Genomic DNA, 18,246 nt, shown 5'->3' with positions numbered 1-18,246 from the left:
GTACGTCAGGCGGCAGTTTTACTCTGCCGGCTGGATCGGCGTGGAGACCAGCTTGCCTTCGTTGATCTCGCGAAGGGCGATCGAGAGGGACTTCTCGTTCAGCTTGGTGTCAACCAGCGGGCCGACGTATTCGAAAAGGCCCTCGTGCAGCTGGGCGTAGTAGGCGTTGATCTGACGAGCACGCTTGGCACCGAAGATCACCAGGCCGTACTTGGAATCCGCCGCTTTAAGCAGCGAGTCGATCGGCGGGTTGATGATGCCTTCAAGGTTCGTGGACACGAATTCTCCAAAGTTCTAGCGGGTTGACGGTTCCGGCAAACCGTGCGGATGCGGGGTCAGCCCCATGAGTGAAACAAGCTCGTCCGCTGCCCGGCGAACGTCGTCGTTGATGACGGTATGGTCGAACTCCGGTTCAGCAGCAAGTTCCAGTTTAGCGGTTTCCAGGCGTCGCTGCTGTTCCTCGGGGGATTCCGTGCCGCGGCCCACCAGGCGGCGCACCATTTCGTCCCAGCTGGGCGGGGCCAGGAACACAAACTGGGCGTCCGGGACAGCGGCCTTGACCTGCCGGGCACCCTGCAGGTCGATTTCCAGGAGCACGGACCGGCCCTCGGCGATGGCCTGGTCCACCGTGCTCTTCAAGGTCCCATAGGTGTTCTGGCCGTGGACCACTGCCCATTCGAGGAGTTCACCGTCAGCCACGAGTTTTTCGAACTCTTCCTTGGACTTGAAAAAGTAGTGGACCCCGTCCTGCTCTCCGGGGCGGGGTGCGCGGGTGGTGGCGGATACGGACAGCCAGACCTCGGGATAGTTGTCCCGGATGTAGGTGGACACGGTGCCTTTGCCAACAGCCGTCGGGCCAGCGAGGACTGTCAATCCAGGTTTCTTGCTCACGTATTCCTTTGCCGGGGTTTGGGTTAAGGCGGGTTTAGGGCCCGCCCTGGTTATCGTCTATAAAATCTACCAGCGCCCGGCGCTGGTGAACGCCCAGGCCGCGGACCCTGCGGGAAGCGGCGATTCCCAACTGGCCCATGATGATCGCGGCCCGGACCTTTCCGATGCCCGGAAGGGCCTCGAGCAGCTCCGAAACCTTCATCCGCGCAAGGGCGTCGTCCTGCTGCGCGGAGTCGATGATGTCCGCCGCGGACCTCTCACCGTTCTTCAGGCTTTCCTTGGCCGCCGCGCGGGTGGCCCTGGCTGCTGCCGCCTTGTTCAGCGCGTCAGCCCGTTCCGACGCGGATAACGGTCGCAGGACCATGTGGACACCCCCGGATTCGGCGGACTGTGTCCAAAGGCGGCCGCCCTTGGACCTGTCCTGAAACTACCCTTTGGTGCTGCCCGAATCAATGCATCCGGTGAAACCCGCCGCTATTCGCTGCGGAGGCCGTGCAGGGTCCGCTGCGCGGCGTCCCGCAGGCCGCGCAGGTCCGGCCCGGCGGACAGGATGTCCCGGCTGGATGTTCCGAGGACCTGCGGGTAGGCCGTACCGAACGTGGCGCGGAGGTCGGCGGGCGTGGCGCCCTGGGCCCCGAGGCCCGGCGCCAGGAGCGGGCCGCGGACCGCGGCAAGGTCCAGTTCCAGTTCAGCGAGGGCCGAGCCCACGGTTGCACCCACCACCAGGCCCACGGAGCCCAGGTTCCCCGGGTAGCGCCGGTTTTCCGCCGCGGCGGCTTCGGTAATCCTCCGGGCCACCGAATCGGTTCCGCCGACGTGCTGGACCGAGGCGCCCTCCGGATTGGACGTCAGGGCAAGGACGAAGACGCCGCGGCCGGTCGCGGCAGCGAGGTCCAGGGCTGGCCGCAGGGACTCAAAACCCAGGTACGGGCTGAGTGTCACCGAATCCGCTGCCAGCGGGGAATCGTCACGGAGCCAGGCGTCTGCGTAGGCGGCCATGGTGGATCCGATGTCGCCGCGCTTGGCATCGGCGATGGTGAGCACCGACTCATCGCGCGCTTCGGCAAGAAGCTCCTCCAGGACAGCCATGCCGGCGGACCCGTGGCGCTCATACAGCGCCACCTGCGGCTTGATGGCGGCAGCGAGCGAACCCACGGCCTCCAAAACTGTCAGCGAAAACCGCCTCAGCCCGCCGGCGTCGTCCGCCAGCCCCCAGGCCTTCAACAGGGCAGGGTGCGGATCGATCCCGACGCAGAGCGGACCCCGGGCGGCCATGGCCGCGCCAAGCCGGGAGCCGAAGGGCTCCCGGCCCTGCACTGCGGGGGACGCTGGTGCCTGCTCAGGCACGCTGCAGCGCCGCCTTCTGGGACTCGGCCAGGGCAGCGGCATGCTCCTGCAGGCTGGTGACCGACCATTCGTAGGTCCGCATGGCCTCGATGGCCTGCACTGCGGCGTTGAACTCGGCCACCGTGGTGATGCAGGGGATGCCGATGGACGTGGCCGCGGCCCGGAGTTCGTAGCCGTCGCTGCGGGCCTCGCCGCCGGAAGGCGTGTTGAAGACCATGTCGATCTCACCCGCGATCACGAGGTCGGCGATGGTGCCTTCGCCTTCGGCGCTGCTGCCTTCTGCCACCTTGCGGACCGGCGTTGCCTGGATGCCGTTGCGGCGCAGGACGTCGGCGGTGCCGCCGGTGGACACGATCTCGAAACCGAGGTCGGAGAGCCGCTTGACGCCCATGATCACCGAGCGCTTGTCCCGGTTGGCAACAGAGACAAAGATCTTGCCTTCGGTGGGCAGTGCGTTGTTGGCGGCGGCCTGGCTCTTCGCGAAGGCGGTGTCGAAGTGCTTGTCGATGCCCATCACCTCGCCGGTGGAGCGCATTTCCGGGCCGAGCAGGGAATCCACAACCTTGCCTTCCAGCGTACGGAAGCGGCTGAACGGCAGGACTGCCTCCTTGACGGAGACGGGGGCGTCCAGGGGCAGGGTGGATCCGTCACCGGTCTCCGGCAGCATCTTGTAGGCGCTGCGGAGCTGGTTGATGGTCACGCCGGTGCCGATCAGGGCGGCGGCCTTGGCCATCTGCACGCCGGTGGCCTTGGAGACGAACGGCACCGTGCGCGATGCGCGGGGGTTGGCTTCCAGGACGTACAGCACATCCGAGGCGAGGGCGAACTGGATGTTGATCAGGCCGCGGACGCCCACGCCTTCGGCGATGGCGCGGGTTGCCGTGCGGACCCGTTCCAGGACATTCGTGCCGAGGGTGATGGGCGGCAGGACGCAGGCCGAGTCGCCGGAGTGGATGCCGGCTTCCTCGATGTGCTCCATGATGCCGCCCAGGTACATGTCCGTCCCGTCGAAGAGCGCGTCGACGTCGATTTCGACGGCGTCCTCCAGGAAGCGGTCGATCAGCACCGGATGGTCCGGGGTGATTTCCGTGGCGTTGGCGATGTAGCGGGACAGGTTGGGCTCGTCGTAGACGATCTCCATGCCGCGGCCGCCCAGCACGTAGGACGGGCGGACCAGGACCGGGTAGCCGATCTCGTCGGCGATCTTCTTGGCGTCCTCGAAGGATACGGCGGTGCCGTTCTTCGGGGAGATGAGGCCGGCCTTGTCCAGGACCCGGGAGAAGGCGCCGCGGTGCTCGGCGAGGTCGATCGCCTCCGGGGAGGTGCCAAGGATGGGGACGCCGGCGTCGGCCAGCTGCTGGGCCAGCTTGAGGGGGGTCTGGCCGCCGAGCTGGACGAACACGCCCATCACGCCGCCGGTGCGTTCCTCGGCGGCGATGACCTCCAGCACGTCCTCGAGCGTGAGCGGCTCGAAGTACAGGCGGGTGGAGATGTCGTAGTCGGTGGAGACGGTTTCCGGGTTGCAGTTGACCATGACGGTCTCGTAGCCGGCCTTGCGCAGCGCCATGGAGGCGTGGACGCAGGAGTAGTCGAACTCGATGCCCTGGCCGATGCGGTTGGGGCCGGAGCCGAGGATCAGGATGGACGGCTTGGAGTGCAGCGCAACCTCGTCCTCCTCGTCGTAGGCCGAGTAGTGGTAGGGCGTGTACGCGGCGAACTCGGCGGCGCAGGTGTCCACGGTCTTGTAGACGGGGCGGATGCCCAGGGCCTGGCGCACTCCGCGGACCACGGCCTCGGAGTTGTGGGTGAGGGAGCCGATCTGCTCGTCGGAGAAGCCGTGGCGCTTGGCCCGCTTGAGCATGTCAGCCGTCAGCGCGCCGGCCTGGCGGATTTCCCGGGAGATCTCGTTGAGGAGCTGGAGCTGGTCAAGGAACCAGGGGTCGATCTTGGTGGCTTCGAAGAGCTGTTCAACGGTGGCGCCGCCCAGGAGGGCGCGCTGCACCTGGTGGAGCCGTTCCGTCGTCGGGCGCTTTGCCTTCTCGATGAGGTCCGGCACTTCCCATTCCGGGACGGAGCTGAAGTCCAGCTGCGAGCCCTTCTGCTCCAGGGAGCGCAGTGCCTTCTGCAGGGCTTCGGTGAAGTTGCGGCCCATGGCCATGGCCTCGCCCACGGACTTCATGGTGGTGGTGAGGGTGTTGTCCGCCGCCGGGAACTTCTCGAACGCGAACCGCGGAACCTTGACCACAACGTAGTCGAGCGTGGGCTCGAAGGACGCCGGAGTCTTCTGGGTGATGTCGTTGGGGATCTCGTCCAGCGTGTAGCCGAGGGAAAGCTTGGTGGCGATCTTGGCGATCGCAAACCCCGTGGCCTTGGACGCCAGCGCCGAGGACCGGGACACCCGGGGGTTCATCTCGATGACCACGACGCGGCCGGTGGCGGGGTCGATGGCGAACTGGATGTTGCAGCCGCCGGTGTCCACGCCAACTTCACGGATGACGGCGATGGAGATGTCGCGCAGCCGCTGGTATTCCCGGTCGGTGAGGGTGAGGGCCGGTGCCACCGTGATGGAGTCGCCGGTGTGGACGCCCACGGGATCGAAGTTTTCAATGGAGCAGACCACCACGACGTTGTCGTTCTTGTCGCGCATCATCTCTAGCTCGTATTCCTTCCAGCCGAGGATGCTCTCTTCGAGCAGCACCTCGCTGGTGGGGCTGTACTGCAGGCCCTGTCCCACGATGCGGCGGAGGTCGTCCTCGTTGTAGGCGAGGCCGGAGCCCAGGCCGCCCATGGTGAAGGAGGGCCGGACCACCATGGGGTAGCCGAGGTCCTCGGCGGCTTTCAATGCCTCGTCCATGGTGTGGATGATGTGGCTGCGGGCGGACTCGGCGCCGCAGCGCTCCACCACGCCCTTGAACTTCTCGCGGTCCTCGCCAAGCTCGATGGCGGCGATGTTGGCGCCGATCAACTCCACGTTGTACTTCTCCAGCACGCCGTTCTTGTCCAGCGCGATGGCCGTGTTCAGCGCGGTCTGCCCGCCCAGTGTGGGCAGCACGGCGTCGGGGCGTTCCTTGGCGATGATCTTCTCCACCACCTCGGGGGTGATGGGCTCGATGTAGGTGGCATCGGCGAACTCGGGGTCCGTCATGATGGTGGCCGGGTTGGAGTTGACCAGGATGACCCGCAGGCCCTCCTCCTTCAGGACGCGCAGCGCCTGCGTGCCGGAGTAGTCGAACTCGGCGGCCTGGCCGATGACGATCGGGCCGGAACCAATGACGAGGACGCTTTTGAGATCTGTACGTTTCGGCATTACTTCTTGTCCTCAGTCTTGTTGTCGTTGTTGTGGCCGGCACCAGCAGTGGTACCGGCAGCGGGATGGGCGGAGTCCACCGGTTCCTTTGACAGGTTGGCGGTCTTGCCGTTCCGGGTGCCCTCCATCAGGTCAATGAAGCGGTCGAAGAGGTACGCGGCGTCGTGCGGTCCCGCGGCTGCTTCCGGGTGGTACTGGACGGAGAAGGCGGGGATGTCCAGGCAGGCGAGGCCTTCCACCACATCGTCGTTCAGGCTGACGTGGCTGACTTCGACGCGGCCGTAACGTGCCTCCGGTGCCTGCGTGGCGCCGTCGAGCGGTGCATCCACTGCAAAGCCGTGGTTCTGAGAGGTGATCTCCACCTTGCCGGTGCGCCGGTCCATGACTGGCTGGTTGATGCCGCGGTGGCCGTACTTCAGCTTGTAGGTGCCGAAGCCGAGCGCACGGCCCAGGATCTGGTTGCCGAAGCAGATGCCGAAGTAGGGCAGCTTTTCGTCCAGGACGGAGCGGAGGAGCTTGACCTGGGCGTCGGCTGTGGCGGGGTCCCCGGGGCCGTTGGACATGAAGAAACCGTCCGGGTTGACGGCTTTGACGTCCGCCAGGGTTGCGGTGGCCGGAAGCACGTGCACGCGGACGCCGCGCTCGGCGAACCGGACCGGGGTCATGGCCTTGATGCCAAGGTCGATGGCGGCGATGCTGAAGCGGGGTTCACCGTCCCAGCCGTGGTCCTTGGGTTCCACCACGTAGGCTTCGTCGATACTGACTTCCTCGGCCAGCCGGGCGCCTTCCATCGGGGCACTGGCCAGCACGGCGTCGAGCAGTTCCTTGTCCGTGGCCTGGGCGGCCTCGCCGGAGAAGATGCCGGCGCGCATGGTCTTGTGCTCGCGCAGGTGGCGGGTGATGGCGCGGGTGTCCACGCCCTGGATGCCGACGATGCCCTGTGCCACCAGCTCCTCGTCCAGCGAACGCTCGGAGCGCCAGTTGGACGGGCGGCGGGCGGCATCGCGGACGATGTAGCCGGCGACCCAGATGCGGCGGGACTCGGCGTCCTCATTGTTCACGCCGGTGTTGCCGATGTGCGGAGCGGTCTGCACTACGAGCTGGCGGGCGTAGGAGGGGTCCGTGATGGTTTCCTGGTAGCCGGTCATGCCGGTGGCGAAGACTGCTTCGCCCAGCGCGGTTCCAGTGGCGCCGTAGCTGCTTCCGCGGAAGATGCGGCCGTCTTCGAGCACCAGCGCAGCTGGAGCGGACACGGGAGCGGAAACTGGGGCGGTTACTGCGGTGTTTGTTGTCACTGTCTTACTTTCCACTATTGGCATCAGCCGCGGGGGCCGAAGAAATCAATTCCTGAAGTGCTGCGATGAGCACGTCCCTGTCCTCTGCGCGCCTGGTCCGGAAGCCGGTGTCCAGCACATGGCTGCCGTGCGCCCAGGCAAGGACCAGGAGGCCGTCCTTCTCCACGAACTTTCCGGCCATCCCGCTGTCCAGCCGCACGCCGGCCAGGGACGCCGCCGGGATATAGAGCGCCGGAGCCCCGGAACGGTCAAAGAGGACGCCGTGCGGGTAGACCTCCAGCGTGGCATTGGTGCGGATGCCCAGCGCATGCACGGCGATCCGGTCCAGCCAGTCACCGGCGGTGGTGGACGCTACGTACTGGCCCTCGGCTGCGGCGAGCGGCTCCCCCGGCGCCTCCGGCACCACGGGCAACCGTTCGACGTCGGACTGGCGTCGGAGGCGGTTCCGCCAGCCCATCCAGATAAGGGCAAATGCTATGGCGATGAGGCCCAGCGTGATGACCAGCGAAAGCAGCTTGGTGTCCATCAGGCTGCGCCTGCGGTTGTGGCCGACCCGTACGGGTACGGGGTGTTGAGCTCGCCGTTGAGGACGGTGGGGTGGCCCTTGAAGAACGTGGCCACCACCTTGCCGGGCAGTTCCATGCCCTTGAACGGGGAGTTCCGTCCCATCGTGGCCATCTTTGCGGGCTCCACGGTCCAGCGCGCGGCCGGGTCCACCAAGGTGATGTTGGCGGGCTCCCCCGCTTCCAGCGGCCGGCCCTGGTCCTCGAGGCGGCCGATCGCCGCGGCCGCCGTGGAGGTCACCCTGGCAAAATCCGCCCAGGTGATCAGGCCGGTTTCGATCATGGTGTGCTGGACCACGGACAGGGCAGTTTCCAGTCCGGTCATTCCCATGGCCGCCTGCGCCCACTCGCATTCCTTGTGCTCACTGGGGTGCGGTGCGTGGTCCGTGCCCACGACGTCGATGGTGCCGTCCGCGAGGCCGGCGCGCAGGGCCTGGACATCGGCGTCGGTCCGCAAGGGCGGGTTCACCTTGTAGACGGGGTCGTAGCTGCGGACCAGGTCGTCGGTCAGGAGCAGGTGGTGCGGGGTGACCTCGGCGGTGACGTTGATGCCGCGCTCCTTGGCCCAGCGGATGATTTCCACCGAACCGGCGGTGGAGACGTGGCAGACGTGGAGCCGGGACCCGACATGCCGGGCCAGCAGGACGTCGCGGGCAATGATGCTTTCCTCGGCCACCGCGGGCCACCCTGCCAGCCCCAGCACAGCGGACACCTCGCCCTCGTTCATCTGGGCGCCGGCTGTCAGGCGGGGTTCCTGCGCGTGCTGGGCCACCACGCCGTCGAACGCCTTGACGTATTCCAGCGCACGGCGCATGAGGACGGGATCGTGGACGCAGATGCCGTCGTCGGAGAACATCCGGACCCTGGCGCGGGAATCGGCCATGGCGCCCAACTCGGCGAGCTGTTCCCCGGCCAGGCCCACGGTGACGGCGCCGACGGGCCGGACGTCCACCCAGCCGGCCGTTTGGCCGAGGGTGTAGACCTGTTCCACCACGCCGGCGGTGTCTGCCACGGGAGTGCTGTTGGCCATCGCATGGACAGCGGTGTAACCGCCCAGCGCGGCGGCCCGGGTTCCGGTCTCCACGGTTTCGGCGTCTTCGCGGCCGGGTTCGCGGAGGTGGGTGTGGACGTCCACCATGCCGGGCAGGGCCACCAGGCCGGCGGCATCGACCACTGTGGCTCCGTCGGCTGAAAGACCCGTCCCACGCTCAGCGATCAGCCCGTCGCGGATCAGGAGGTCCGCCGGTTCGCCGCCCAGGATCGAGGCGCCGCGGATCAGGTAGGTTCCGGTGTTGGCTGCCATCAGTTGCTCTCCTTGGTGGGATGGATGCCGGCGTACGCCAGGGCGGGGGTGGCGGCTGGTCCGCGGGTGTCCCCGGAGAGCAGCAGGTAGAGTGCGGCCATGCGCACCGAGACGCCGTTGCGGACCTGGGCCAGCACGGTGGAACGCGGTGAATCAGCGGCTGCCGCCGAAATTTCCAGGCCGCGGTTCATCGGGCCGGGGTGCATGATGATGGTGTCCTTCATGCCCAGGGTGTCCAGCGCCCGCAGACGGTTGTCATCAAAGCCCCAGCGGCGGGAGTACTCACGGGTACTGGGGAAGAAGGATGCATTCATGCGTTCACCCTGAACGCGGAGCATCATGACCGCGTCCACGCCCTGTTCGAGGGTCTCGTCCAGGTTGTAGCTGACCTTGCAGGGCCACTTTTCGACGCCGATGGGCAGCAGGGTGGGCGGCGCCACGAGGGTGACGTCGGCACCGAGGGTACGCAGGAGCCAGACGTTGGAGCGCGCCACCCGCGAGTGCAGGACGTCCCCGGCAATGGCCACCCGCATGCCCTTGAGGTCTGCGCCTTCGGAACCGGTGCCGGCCAGGCGGGCCCAGTGCCGGCGCATGGTGAACGCATCGAGCAGTGCCTGGGTCGGGTGTTCGTGGGTGCCGTCCCCGGCGTTGATGACGGCGGCGTCGATCCAGTCGGTTGCGGCCAGGCGGTGCGGCGCACCGGAGGCCCAGTGGCGGATCACGACGGCGTCCGCGCCCATGGCGGACAGCGTCTGGGCGGTGTCCTTCAGGGACTCCCCCTTGGACACCGAGGATCCCTTGGCGGCGAAGTTGATGACATCCGCCGAGAGCCGCTTGGCGGCGGCCTCGAAGGAGATGCGGGTGCGGGTGGAATCTTCGAAGAAGAGGTTCACCACGGTACGGCCGCGAAGGGCCGGGAGCTTCTTGACCTCGCGGTCGCCCACGGCAGCCATCTCCTCGGCGGTGTCGAGGATACGGATCGCGCTGGCAAGGCTGAGGTCCTCGGTGGAGAGCAGGTGCTTCATGAGCGGCCCTCGATGACTACTTCGTTGACGGGTACGCCGCCGGGGGCGGTATCGGTTTCCTCCAGCCGGACCCTGACCTTTTCCGCGGATGACGTCGGCAGGTTCTTGCCGACGTGGTCGGCCCGGATGGGAAGCTCCCGGTGGCCCCGGTCGATCAGGACGGCGAGCCGGACGATGCGGGGGCGGCCGAGGTCCACGAGGGCGTCCAGGGCGGCGCGGATGGTGCGGCCGGAGTAGAGGACGTCGTCGATCAGGACCACCACCTTGTTGTCGATGCCCGTACGCGGCAGCTTGGTGGGGTACGGCGGCCGGGTGCCCTGGTGGGAGAGGTCGTCGCGGAACATGGTGACGTCCAGCTGGCCGACGATGGCCGCTGCGTCAACGGTGGGATCCGCGGCGGCGATTTTTTCGGCGAGCCGGACAGCCAGCGGGAAACCGCGGCGCGGGATGCCCAGCAGGACGAGGTCCTGCGATCCCTTGTTGGCCTCAAGGATCTCATGGGCGATACGAGTGAGCGCCCGGTCAATGTCCGCCTGGCTGAGGACAACCCTGGCTGGAACCGGTGCGCTGGTGACAGAAGTCAACGCTCGTCTCCCCTTTCCCCGCCTCACGGGACGGAATTAAAAAAGGATCATGTGCGTCTCAAAATTACCACAGCGGCCTCCCTGGACATGCGTCGGGAGGACGCGGTGATGGTCACACCCAGGCGGCTTAGTGGAACCGGCAAGGCGTGGTCTTAGGCGTCCGGGCGACTCACACCTAGGCTTTTCGGTATGTCGATGCATCCGAGCAACCCTGCGTCCGGCCGGCCGGAAGACCCCTGGGGGCGGGGAACGGCGCCGCTGCCCGCCCAGGCCAACCCCAGCTGGATGGGGCACGTGCAGCCCGGGAACTACCGTCCGGCGCCCGGGCATGAGGGGGCACCGGTTGGAACTGTGGTGCCGCCGCAGGACCAGGGAACCATGGTGAAGGCGGCCAGGTCCCGCAGCGGCCTGCTGGGTTTGACCGTCGGCGTCAGTGTCCTGGCCCTCCTGAGCCTTTTCCTGGTGGTGCCGTTCCTGCTGTCCAGCACGGGGGCGGCCGGGTTCGTTGTGGGGTTCCTCGCATCATTGATCCCCCTGTCCGTGGTGCTCCTGGCCGTGCACATCATTGACAAGTGGGAGCCCGAGCCAAAGCGGCTGCTGTACTTCGCCTTCACGTGGGGCGCCGCCGTATCCATTGCGGTGACCCTGCTCATCCAGCCGTTTTTCGTCCTGGCGTTCCAGTTTTCTGACGAGGCGGACCTCCGAACCTACATGGCCACGGTGCAGGCGCCCGTCGTGGAGGAGTTCGCCAAATCCCTGGGGCTGCTGATACTGCTCCTGCTGGCGAGGAAACACTTTGACGGGCCGGTGGACGGCGTGGTCTTCGCGTTCACCATCGCCGGGGGTTTCGCTTTCACCGAGAACATCCTGTACTTCGGCAGGGCCATCGCGGAGTCGGCAGATCCCGCAGGCGACTTCGCCCAGGTCTTTTTCCTCCGCGGGGTCATGTCGCCCTTTGCGCATGCGATCTTCACGGGCACCACCGGGCTGGTCATGGGGTTCGCCGCCCGGCGCTGGCATACCGGCGCCTCGGTGGCCGCTTTCCTGGTGGGGCTGCTGCCTGCCATGTTCCTGCACAACCGCTGGAACAGCATGGGGCAGGGCTTCCTGGCGGACTACATCCTGGTCCAGGTGCCCATCTTCCTCCTCGCTGTAGGCGGCATCATCCTGCTGCGCGTCGCGGAGAAGAGGCTGACCCGGCAGCGGCTGCTCGAGTACTCGGCGGCAGGCTGGTTCACTCCCGCTGAGGTGGAGCTCCTGGCCACCGTGGGCGGACGGCGGACGGCGTTGAACTGGGCCGGCAGCTATGGCAGGAAAAGGCAGATGAGGGAGTTCCTGAAGGCCGCCACGCATCTGGCGAATACCCGGCAGCGCATCCTGAGCGGCCGCGATGTCCAGCTGCACCAGGCTGAGGAGCGCCAGCAGCTGCAGCGCATCCTGGCCCTGCGGGCCGCCGTGGCCGGCTGACGCCCCGCCCGCTCACCTCGCGGGGTACGCCCTCGAAGTCAGTGCCAGCGCCTCGTCCAGTACCTTCCCGAAGTTCGCGGCATCGTGGGCAAAGCGGCCCAGGAACAGCCCGGAAACGCCGCTGAGCCTGGGAAACACGCCGGGCTTGGCTGACCCGCCGTAGATGACCGGGAGCCCCACTAGCCCATGCCCGGCGAGCAGCGCGCGGAGGTGGCTGACGACGTCGGACACGTACCCGGTGTCCGCCGGCTCTGCTGCCCCGATGGCCCAGACAGGTTCGTAGGCCACGATGACCCGGGCGGCCAGCGCCCAGTCGCCGCCAACGGCCGCCCGGATCTGCCTGTACACAACGACGGCGGCGTGACGGGGGGAGCTTTCCCCCAAGGAGTCTTCTCCCACGCAGAGCAGCGGCGTCAGCCCGGCGTCGTCCGCTGCCCGGACCTTGAGCGCCACAATGCCGTCAGTTTCGCCGAAGTGGGCGCGGCGTTCGGCGTGGCCGATCTCCACCAGGAGGACGCCCAGATCAGCCAGCATGGACGGAGCCACTTCCCCCGTCCAGGGCCCGTCCGCCCAGCCGCAGTTCTGCGCGCCGAGGCGGACCGGCGACCCTTCGAGGATCCGGCCGGCGGCCGGCAGCACCGGAAAACTGGGGACGACGAACGGGACCACCCGCCCGGCCGCAAGGGCCGGACGGGTGTCCACTTCGTGCCGGATGCCGGTGAGCCACTCAAGGGAGTCGGCGTAGCCCAGGTACATTTTGGTGCTGACGCCGACGTACACCGTTTCGGTGCCCTGACGGTCCGTTGTGCTGCAGTCGGGCATGGGTTCGATCACTTATGATCGAGCAGGTCGTCCGCCTTGTTGCGGAACCGCTTGGTGGCGTACATCATGATGGCGGCCACGAACGGCAGGACGCCCAGCGCGTAGACCCCCATGGTGCCGGTGTCCGACGCCGTGACCTGATTGACCGTTGTGCGCAGGATCGGGGCCACGAAGCCGCCCAGGTTGCCCAGCGAGTTGATCAGGCCAATGCCCGCGGCGGCTGCCGTTCCGGTGAGGAAGGCCGTGGGGTAGGACCAGGCGATGGGGCCGATGGACAGGAAGCTGCACACCGCCAGGGTGATGAAGAGGATGCCCAGGGCCGGGATATGGTTTGCTCCCGCCCAGGCAGAGCCGAAGATGCACAGGCCGGTGGAGAGGAACAGGCCGGTGCCCCAGACACGGCGGCGGACTATGGTGTTGGCGGCCCGGCCGATGAAGTAGCAGGCGAAGATGCCAAAGAACCACGGGATCGCTGCCAGCAGGCCCACCATCAGTCCGACCTTTTGGCCGGTCAGCTGGGACACCTGCTGCGGCAGGTAGAACGTCACGCCATACACAGCCACCTGGAGGCAGAAGTAGATGGCCGTGAAGTACCAGACCTTGCGGTTCTTCATGGCGGCAACGACGCCTCGGGGGCCGGTTTCTTCCTTGACGGTGTCCTCCAGCGCCATGACATCCAGCAGGGCCTGTTTTTCCCCGGGGCCCAGGAATTTGGCGTCCTGGGGGCTGTTGATCAGGAAGAAGTAGGCGGCGATGCCGGCCACAACGGCGAGCATGCCTTCCACGAAGAACATGACCTGCCAGCCGGCCACGCCGGGAACCTGGTCGCCAATGTTGATCAGCCAGCCGGACAGCGGGGCACCCATCATCTGCGAGAACGGCTGCGCGAGGTAGAAGATGGCGAACATCTTCACGCGCACCTTGTTGGGGAACCAGGCAGCGAGGAACATGATGACGCCGGGGAACAGGCCTGCTTCGGTTACACCCAGCAGGAAACGCAGAATGATGAAGGAAGTCTCGCCCTGGACGAAGGCGAAGCAGGCGGACACGATGCCCCAGGTGATGGCGATGCGGGCCAGCCACACCTTTGCGCCGAACTTGGTTAGGAGCAGGTTGCTGGGAATTTCGAACAGTGCGTAGCCGATGAAGAAGATACCGGCGCCAAGGGCGTAGGCCCCCGCGGTGACCCCGCGGTCCACCCCGAGCGCCGCCTCCGCGAAGCCCACGTTGGTACGGTCCAGGAACGCAACGATGTACAGGATGACGAGCATCGGCATGAGCCGGAAGGAGGCCTTGGAGATCGCCGACTTAAGGACCGGCGAGTCCAGGAGCTCCTTGGTGGATGCTGCTGTTAGGGACATCTAAACTCCTCTTTGAGTATGTAAGCGTGGAAATCGGTGCACGTTGATGCCCGGTTACAGCGGGAAGGCGATGAGAACCACGCCCGCCAGGCAGGCGAGCACGCCGATTGCCAGGTAGATCCGTCGTTCCTTGGTCCAGGCGCCCATGGGGGGTCCTTTCCTAGTGCATGTAGAGGCCGCCGTCCACATTCAGCGTCTGGCCGGAGATATAGCCGGCGTCCTCGCTGATGAGGAAGGCGATGGCGGCAGCGATGTCGCGGGGGGATCCCACCCGGTTGACCACCAGGTCGCGGGTGAGTTCTTCCTTGCGTTCCTCGCTGAGGGTGCCGCCCATGATGTCGGTATCGATCGGGCCCGGGGAGATGGCGTTCACGGTGATGTCGTACTCCCCCAGTTCGCGGGCGGTGGAGCGGGTCAGCCCGATCACGCCGGCCTTCGCCACCGAGTAGGGCGTTTTGGAGAACGTTCCGCCGCCCCGCTGGGCGGACACCGAAGAGATATTGACGATCCGACCGATCCGGTTCTTAACCATTGACTCCGCGACCCGGCGGGTGGCGTAGTGGACGCCGTTCAGGTTGATGTTCAGCACGCGGTCCCACTCGGCCGCGTCAAGGTCCAGGTACGGAACCGGGGAGCTGACGCCGGCAATATTGGCCAGGGCCACCACCTGCGGCAGCTCGGCTTCGATTGAGTCGACCGCGGCGCGGACGGAGCCTTCGTCAGCCACATCGGCACCGGCGCCATGGGCCTGCACGCCGTAGCGGGATGCCAGTTCCTTGGCTGTGGCCTTGCACAGTGCGTCGTCGAGGTCGATGATGCCGATGTTCCAGCCCTGGGCCGCAAGGTAGTTGGCGGTGGCCCGGCCGATGCCGCGCTCAGAGACCGCCCCGGTGACGATGGCGGTGCGTCGTGCAGGGAAAACACTCATGGTTGCTCCTGGGAGTAGGAAGGGATGGTCAGCCGATGGGTGCCGGGCCGAGCTCATCAAGCAGTTTCTGCATGGCCACGTAGGCCCTGTTGCGGTAGGCGATGAGCTCGGGGGTGCGTTCGGCCGGGACATTGAGGAAGCCGGCGCCGGTCTTCGTGCCGAGCTTCCCGGCCTCCACCAGGTCGCTGAGGATCCTGGGCGTGGCAAACCTCTCCGGGAAGTCGGTCTGCAGGGACTTGTAGCAGAAGTTGTAGACATCCAGCCCGGCCATGTCCGCGATGGCGAAGGGCCCAAAGAACGGCAGCCGGAAACCAAAGGTGGTGCGGACCAGTGTGTCGACGTCGTCCGCCGTCGCAATCCCCTGCTCCACCAGCTGGGCAGCTTCGTGGAACAGCGCATACTGCAGGCGGTTGAGCACGAAGCCTGTGACGTCCTTGACCACTGCTGTCTGCTTGCCGGCGGCGTGGACCAGGTCGCGGGCTGTCCCCACTGTTGATGCGGACGTGCCGGCGTGGGGAATGATTTCCACACCGGGGATGAACGGCGACGGGTTGGAGAAGTGGACGCCCAGGAAGCGCTCCGGGTGGATGACCGGCCCGGACAGTTCGGCGATGGAAATGGTGGAGGTGTTGGAGCCGATGATGGCATCCGGCCGCGCCGCTGCGCTGATGCGGGCCAGCGTCTGATGCTTGATGGCGATGACCTCGGGGACGGCTTCTTCGATGAAGTCAGCGTCCGCCACCGCTTCCTCGATGTCCTTGGCGGCCCAGAGGTTCTGCTTCAGGATCTCTGTGGAACCGGCGGGGAAAAGGCCGTCGGCCACGAACTGGTCCGATTCGGCCAGCAGGCGGTCGTAGTTGCCCCGGGCCACCTCGGCGGACACGTCCGCCAGTGCCACGCGCGCTCCGCCGAGCGCCAGGACCTGGGCGATGCCGCCGCCCATGTAGCCGGAGCCGACGACGGCGATCTTCCGCGCGCTGTTGGCGTCCGTTGGAGTCGGGGTGCTTGCTGTTTCGGTCATGGTCAGACTGCCTTCGTGTAGTCGGGCTCATAGGAGCAGATGGCGTCCACCTTGGCGGCGGAGGCTGAAGTCTCGTCGAAGCGGTAGTCGAGCCATTCGCCCACCAGCTTCTTGGCCAGTTCGAGGCCGATGACGCGCTGGCCCATGGTGAGGACCTGGGCGTTGTTGCTCAGGACCGAACGTTCCACGGAGTAGCCGTCGTGGGCCGTAACCGCACGGACGCCCGGGACCTTGTTGGCCGCGATGGCCACCCCCAGGCCGGTACCGCAGATCAGCAGGGCGCGGTCTGCCTCGCCGTCTGCCACCTTGCGGGCGGCGTCCACGGCCACGTGCGGGTACGCGGTCGAGTCGTTCGCGCCTACGCCGATGTCGACGACGGACGCCACACGGCTGTCTGCCTCGAGCAGCGCCCTCAGGGCATTCTTGTACTCGACCCCGGCTTCATCGTTGCCAATGACGATGCGCCACCCTGCTGCCGCGCCCTGTCCGGGATTCTGTCCTGTGTTCTGTCCTGCGCTCATTCTTGTGCTCCATTTCCGGCCGCGGAAGCGGCCAGCCGGGAATCAGTCAGTGGGTTGTCGGCTGTGCCGGATTCGGCATAGCGTGCTATACGGGAGGCGATGAGGCCGAAGGATACGGCTCCGGGGTCGGGATGCCCCAGGCTCTTCTCCGCCAGGGGGCGGGCACGGCCCTTGAGCGGACGGAGGGAAGCCGTGGCATCGGCCGCCTCCCGGGCAGCAGCGGCCGCTGCCGCCAGTGCCCCCTTGACCTGCGTGCCGCCGTCGAACGCTGCCCGGAAAGCCTCCTGGTAGGGAAGCAGCGCGTCCACCATGGTTTTGTCGCCAGGTTCAGCCCCGCCCAGTCCGGTGATGGCATCCACGAACGCGGCCACGGCAGCGGCCGCGTCGCCGCCGCGGTACGAGTCCTTGTTGCCGAGCGCGAGCCCGGCCGCAATCACGGCTGATCCCCACAACGCACCGGAGGTGCCGCCGGCACGTTCACTCCAGGCCTCCCCGGCCGACGTCAGCACGCGCTCCACGGAAACTCCGGCTGCCGCTGCTTCAGCCGCGGCCGCCGCTGCCGCGTCCACGCCGCGGCGCATGCCGATGCCGTGGTCGCCGTCGCCCGCGATGGCGTCCAGGTTCCCCAGTTCCACTTCATGCTCGACGACGACGCCCTGCACCTGGGCGAGCACGGCGGCGGCCAGCCGGCCCAGCTCGGCTGCTGCCGCCGTCGTGTTCTCCGCTTCACCGGCCACGGCGTCTTCCGGTCCGGCCAGCTCACGGCGGGCCCGCGGAGCCAGGTTGCCCTTGCGGAAGGCGGGGGTGTCGGCAGGTGCGGCCCAGTACCGCTCCAGCTCGTCGTCCAGCCAGAGCAGGGTGAGGGAGAGTCCGGACATGTCCAGGCTGGTGACCAGCTCGCCGCACTCGGGCTCCACCACCGTCAGGCCGGCGGCGGTGAGGAGCTTTTCGATCTTCCCGAAAAGCAGGAACAGCTCGTCGTACTTGACCGTGCCCAGGCCGTTGACGATGGCCACCACACGGTTCCCGGCGTCGTCGGGCTTGTCCGCCAGGAGCCTGGAGACCAGCAGTTCGGCGAGTTCGGAGGCGGTGGGCATGGGGTGTTCGGAGATGCCCGGCTCGCCGTGGATGCCGAGGCCCAGCGACATCTGCCCGGCGGGCACGTGGAACAGCGGCGCGTCCGCTCCCGGCAGCGTGCAGCCGTCAAAGGCCACACCCAGGGAACGGGTGCGGTAGTTGGTCCGGATGGCCAGGCGTTCGACGGCGCCGAGGTCCAGTCCTGCTTCGGCCGCGGCGCCGGCAATCTTGAAGACCGTCAGGTCCCCGGCAATGCCGCGGCGCTTCTCGATCTGGTCCAGCGGAGCGCTGGCGATGTCGTCCGTGACCAGGACGGTGCGGGTTTCGATGCCTTCGGCGTTAAGCCGCAGCTGGGCCTGCCCGAAGTGGAGCACGTCGCCTGCGTAGTTGCCGTAACTCAGCAGCACGCCCCCGCCCGCGTTGGCGGCCTTGGCCACCCGGTAGACCTGGCCGGCTGCCGGGGAAGCGAACATGTTGCCGCAGGCGGAGCCCGTGGCGAGGCCCGGTCCCACGAGGCCTGCGAAGGCCGGGTAGTGGCCGGATCCGCCGCCCACCACCAGGGCCACTTGGCCGGCGGGCACCTCGGTGGAGCGGACCACGCCGCCGTCCACCCGGGCGACGTACCCGCGGTTGGCTGCCACAAAGCCGTCCAGTGCCTCATCCGCGAAATCAGCGGGGTTGTCGAAGATCTGGGTCATGGTTTCCTCATTGAATCCGAGTTGGAGAAGTAAAGC

17 protein-coding genes are annotated in these 18,246 nt (G+C 67.1%); 1 reads left to right on the top strand and 16 read right to left on the bottom strand.

Annotation, left to right across the window (positions count from 1 at the left end; translation table 11 throughout):
• Positions 1-18: 18 nt before the first annotated feature.
• The 10 genes from rpoZ to pyrR all read right to left on the bottom strand — a co-directional run bounded on the left by rpoZ (position 19) and on the right by pyrR (position 10,315).
• Positions 19-279: a DNA-directed RNA polymerase subunit omega gene (gene rpoZ / locus GK109_RS19390; protein ID WP_321213611.1), complete on the bottom strand. Its 261-nt coding sequence runs from the start codon at positions 277-279 to the stop codon at positions 19-21.
• 15 nt (positions 280-294) lie between these two features.
• A complete protein-coding gene (gene gmk / locus GK109_RS19385) occupies positions 295-891 on the bottom strand; it encodes a guanylate kinase (RefSeq protein ID WP_370460708.1) in 597 nt (198 codons plus the stop codon).
• Positions 892-925: 34 nt separating this feature from the next.
• Complete coding sequence (gene mihF / locus GK109_RS19380; RefSeq protein ID WP_157242087.1) at positions 926-1,255, bottom strand: integration host factor, actinobacterial type; 330 nt, start codon at positions 1,253-1,255, stop codon at positions 926-928.
• Between the two features lie 110 nt (positions 1,256-1,365).
• On the bottom strand, positions 1,366-2,238 hold the full coding sequence (pyrF, locus tag GK109_RS19375) for an orotidine-5'-phosphate decarboxylase (RefSeq protein ID WP_323057117.1): 873 nt from the start codon (positions 2,236-2,238) through the stop codon (positions 1,366-1,368).
• On the bottom strand, positions 2,231-5,545 hold the full coding sequence (gene carB / locus GK109_RS19370) for a carbamoyl-phosphate synthase large subunit (protein ID WP_157242085.1): 3,315 nt from the start codon (positions 5,543-5,545) through the stop codon (positions 2,231-2,233). The genes pyrF and carB overlap by 8 nt, the downstream gene beginning before the upstream one ends.
• Entirely contained in the window at positions 5,545-6,864 is a 1,320-nt protein-coding gene (gene carA, locus GK109_RS19365; RefSeq protein WP_157242084.1) for a glutamine-hydrolyzing carbamoyl-phosphate synthase small subunit, read from the bottom strand. Before carA ends, carB begins: the two co-directional genes overlap by 1 nt.
• Positions 6,845-7,366, bottom strand: coding sequence for a hypothetical protein (locus tag GK109_RS19360; RefSeq protein WP_157242083.1), 522 nt, complete (start codon positions 7,364-7,366; stop codon positions 6,845-6,847). The genes carA and GK109_RS19360 overlap by 20 nt, the downstream gene beginning before the upstream one ends.
• Positions 7,366-8,706 (bottom strand): dihydroorotase, encoded by a 1,341-nt coding sequence (locus tag GK109_RS19355; RefSeq protein ID WP_157242082.1) that lies wholly within the window; start codon positions 8,704-8,706, stop codon positions 7,366-7,368. The genes GK109_RS19360 and GK109_RS19355 overlap by 1 nt, the downstream gene beginning before the upstream one ends.
• Positions 8,706-9,731 carry an aspartate carbamoyltransferase catalytic subunit gene (locus tag GK109_RS19350; RefSeq protein WP_157242081.1) on the bottom strand — a complete coding sequence of 342 codons (1,026 nt, stop codon included), beginning with the start codon at positions 9,729-9,731 and terminating at the stop codon, positions 8,706-8,708. Before GK109_RS19350 ends, GK109_RS19355 begins: the two co-directional genes overlap by 1 nt.
• Positions 9,728-10,315, bottom strand: a complete 588-nt coding sequence (gene pyrR / locus GK109_RS19345) for a bifunctional pyr operon transcriptional regulator/uracil phosphoribosyltransferase PyrR (RefSeq protein ID WP_157242080.1) — start codon at positions 10,313-10,315, stop codon at positions 9,728-9,730. Before pyrR ends, GK109_RS19350 begins: the two co-directional genes overlap by 4 nt.
• A gap of 189 nt (positions 10,316-10,504) precedes the next feature.
• Between pyrR and GK109_RS19340 the strand changes: the two genes are divergently transcribed.
• A complete protein-coding gene (locus GK109_RS19340; protein ID WP_157242079.1) occupies positions 10,505-11,782 on the top strand; it encodes a PrsW family intramembrane metalloprotease in 1,278 nt (425 codons plus the stop codon).
• A gap of 12 nt (positions 11,783-11,794) precedes the next feature.
• Here the strand turns inward: GK109_RS19340 and GK109_RS19335 are convergent, their stop codons facing one another.
• The 6 genes from GK109_RS19335 to GK109_RS19310 all read right to left on the bottom strand — a co-directional run bounded on the left by GK109_RS19335 (position 11,795) and on the right by GK109_RS19310 (position 18,210).
• A complete protein-coding gene (locus tag GK109_RS19335; protein ID WP_157242078.1) occupies positions 11,795-12,604 on the bottom strand; it encodes a triose-phosphate isomerase family protein in 810 nt (269 codons plus the stop codon).
• Positions 12,605-12,612: 8 nt separating this feature from the next.
• The gene (locus GK109_RS19330; RefSeq protein ID WP_157242077.1) at positions 12,613-13,965 is read right to left on the bottom strand and encodes an MFS transporter; all 1,353 of its coding nucleotides are present in this window, start codon (positions 13,963-13,965) and stop codon (positions 12,613-12,615) included.
• A gap of 160 nt (positions 13,966-14,125) precedes the next feature.
• On the bottom strand, positions 14,126-14,893 hold the full coding sequence (locus GK109_RS19325) for an SDR family NAD(P)-dependent oxidoreductase (RefSeq protein ID WP_157242076.1): 768 nt from the start codon (positions 14,891-14,893) through the stop codon (positions 14,126-14,128).
• Between the two features lie 28 nt (positions 14,894-14,921).
• Entirely contained in the window at positions 14,922-15,914 is a 993-nt protein-coding gene (locus GK109_RS19320; RefSeq protein ID WP_157242075.1) for a 3-hydroxyacyl-CoA dehydrogenase family protein, read from the bottom strand.
• A gap of 2 nt (positions 15,915-15,916) precedes the next feature.
• Positions 15,917-16,435 carry a ribose-5-phosphate isomerase gene (locus tag GK109_RS19315; protein WP_157242074.1) on the bottom strand — a complete coding sequence of 173 codons (519 nt, stop codon included), beginning with the start codon at positions 16,433-16,435 and terminating at the stop codon, positions 15,917-15,919.
• Entirely contained in the window at positions 16,432-18,210 is a 1,779-nt protein-coding gene (locus GK109_RS19310; protein ID WP_157242073.1) for a dihydroxyacetone kinase family protein, read from the bottom strand. The genes GK109_RS19315 and GK109_RS19310 overlap by 4 nt, the downstream gene beginning before the upstream one ends.
• Positions 18,211-18,246 lie beyond the last annotated feature (36 nt).

The organism is Pseudarthrobacter sp. GA104, from assembly GCF_009741265.1.
GTDB lineage: Bacteria > Actinomycetota > Actinomycetes > Actinomycetales > Micrococcaceae > Arthrobacter.
This window is presented reverse-complemented; position numbering and strand designations above follow the sequence as displayed.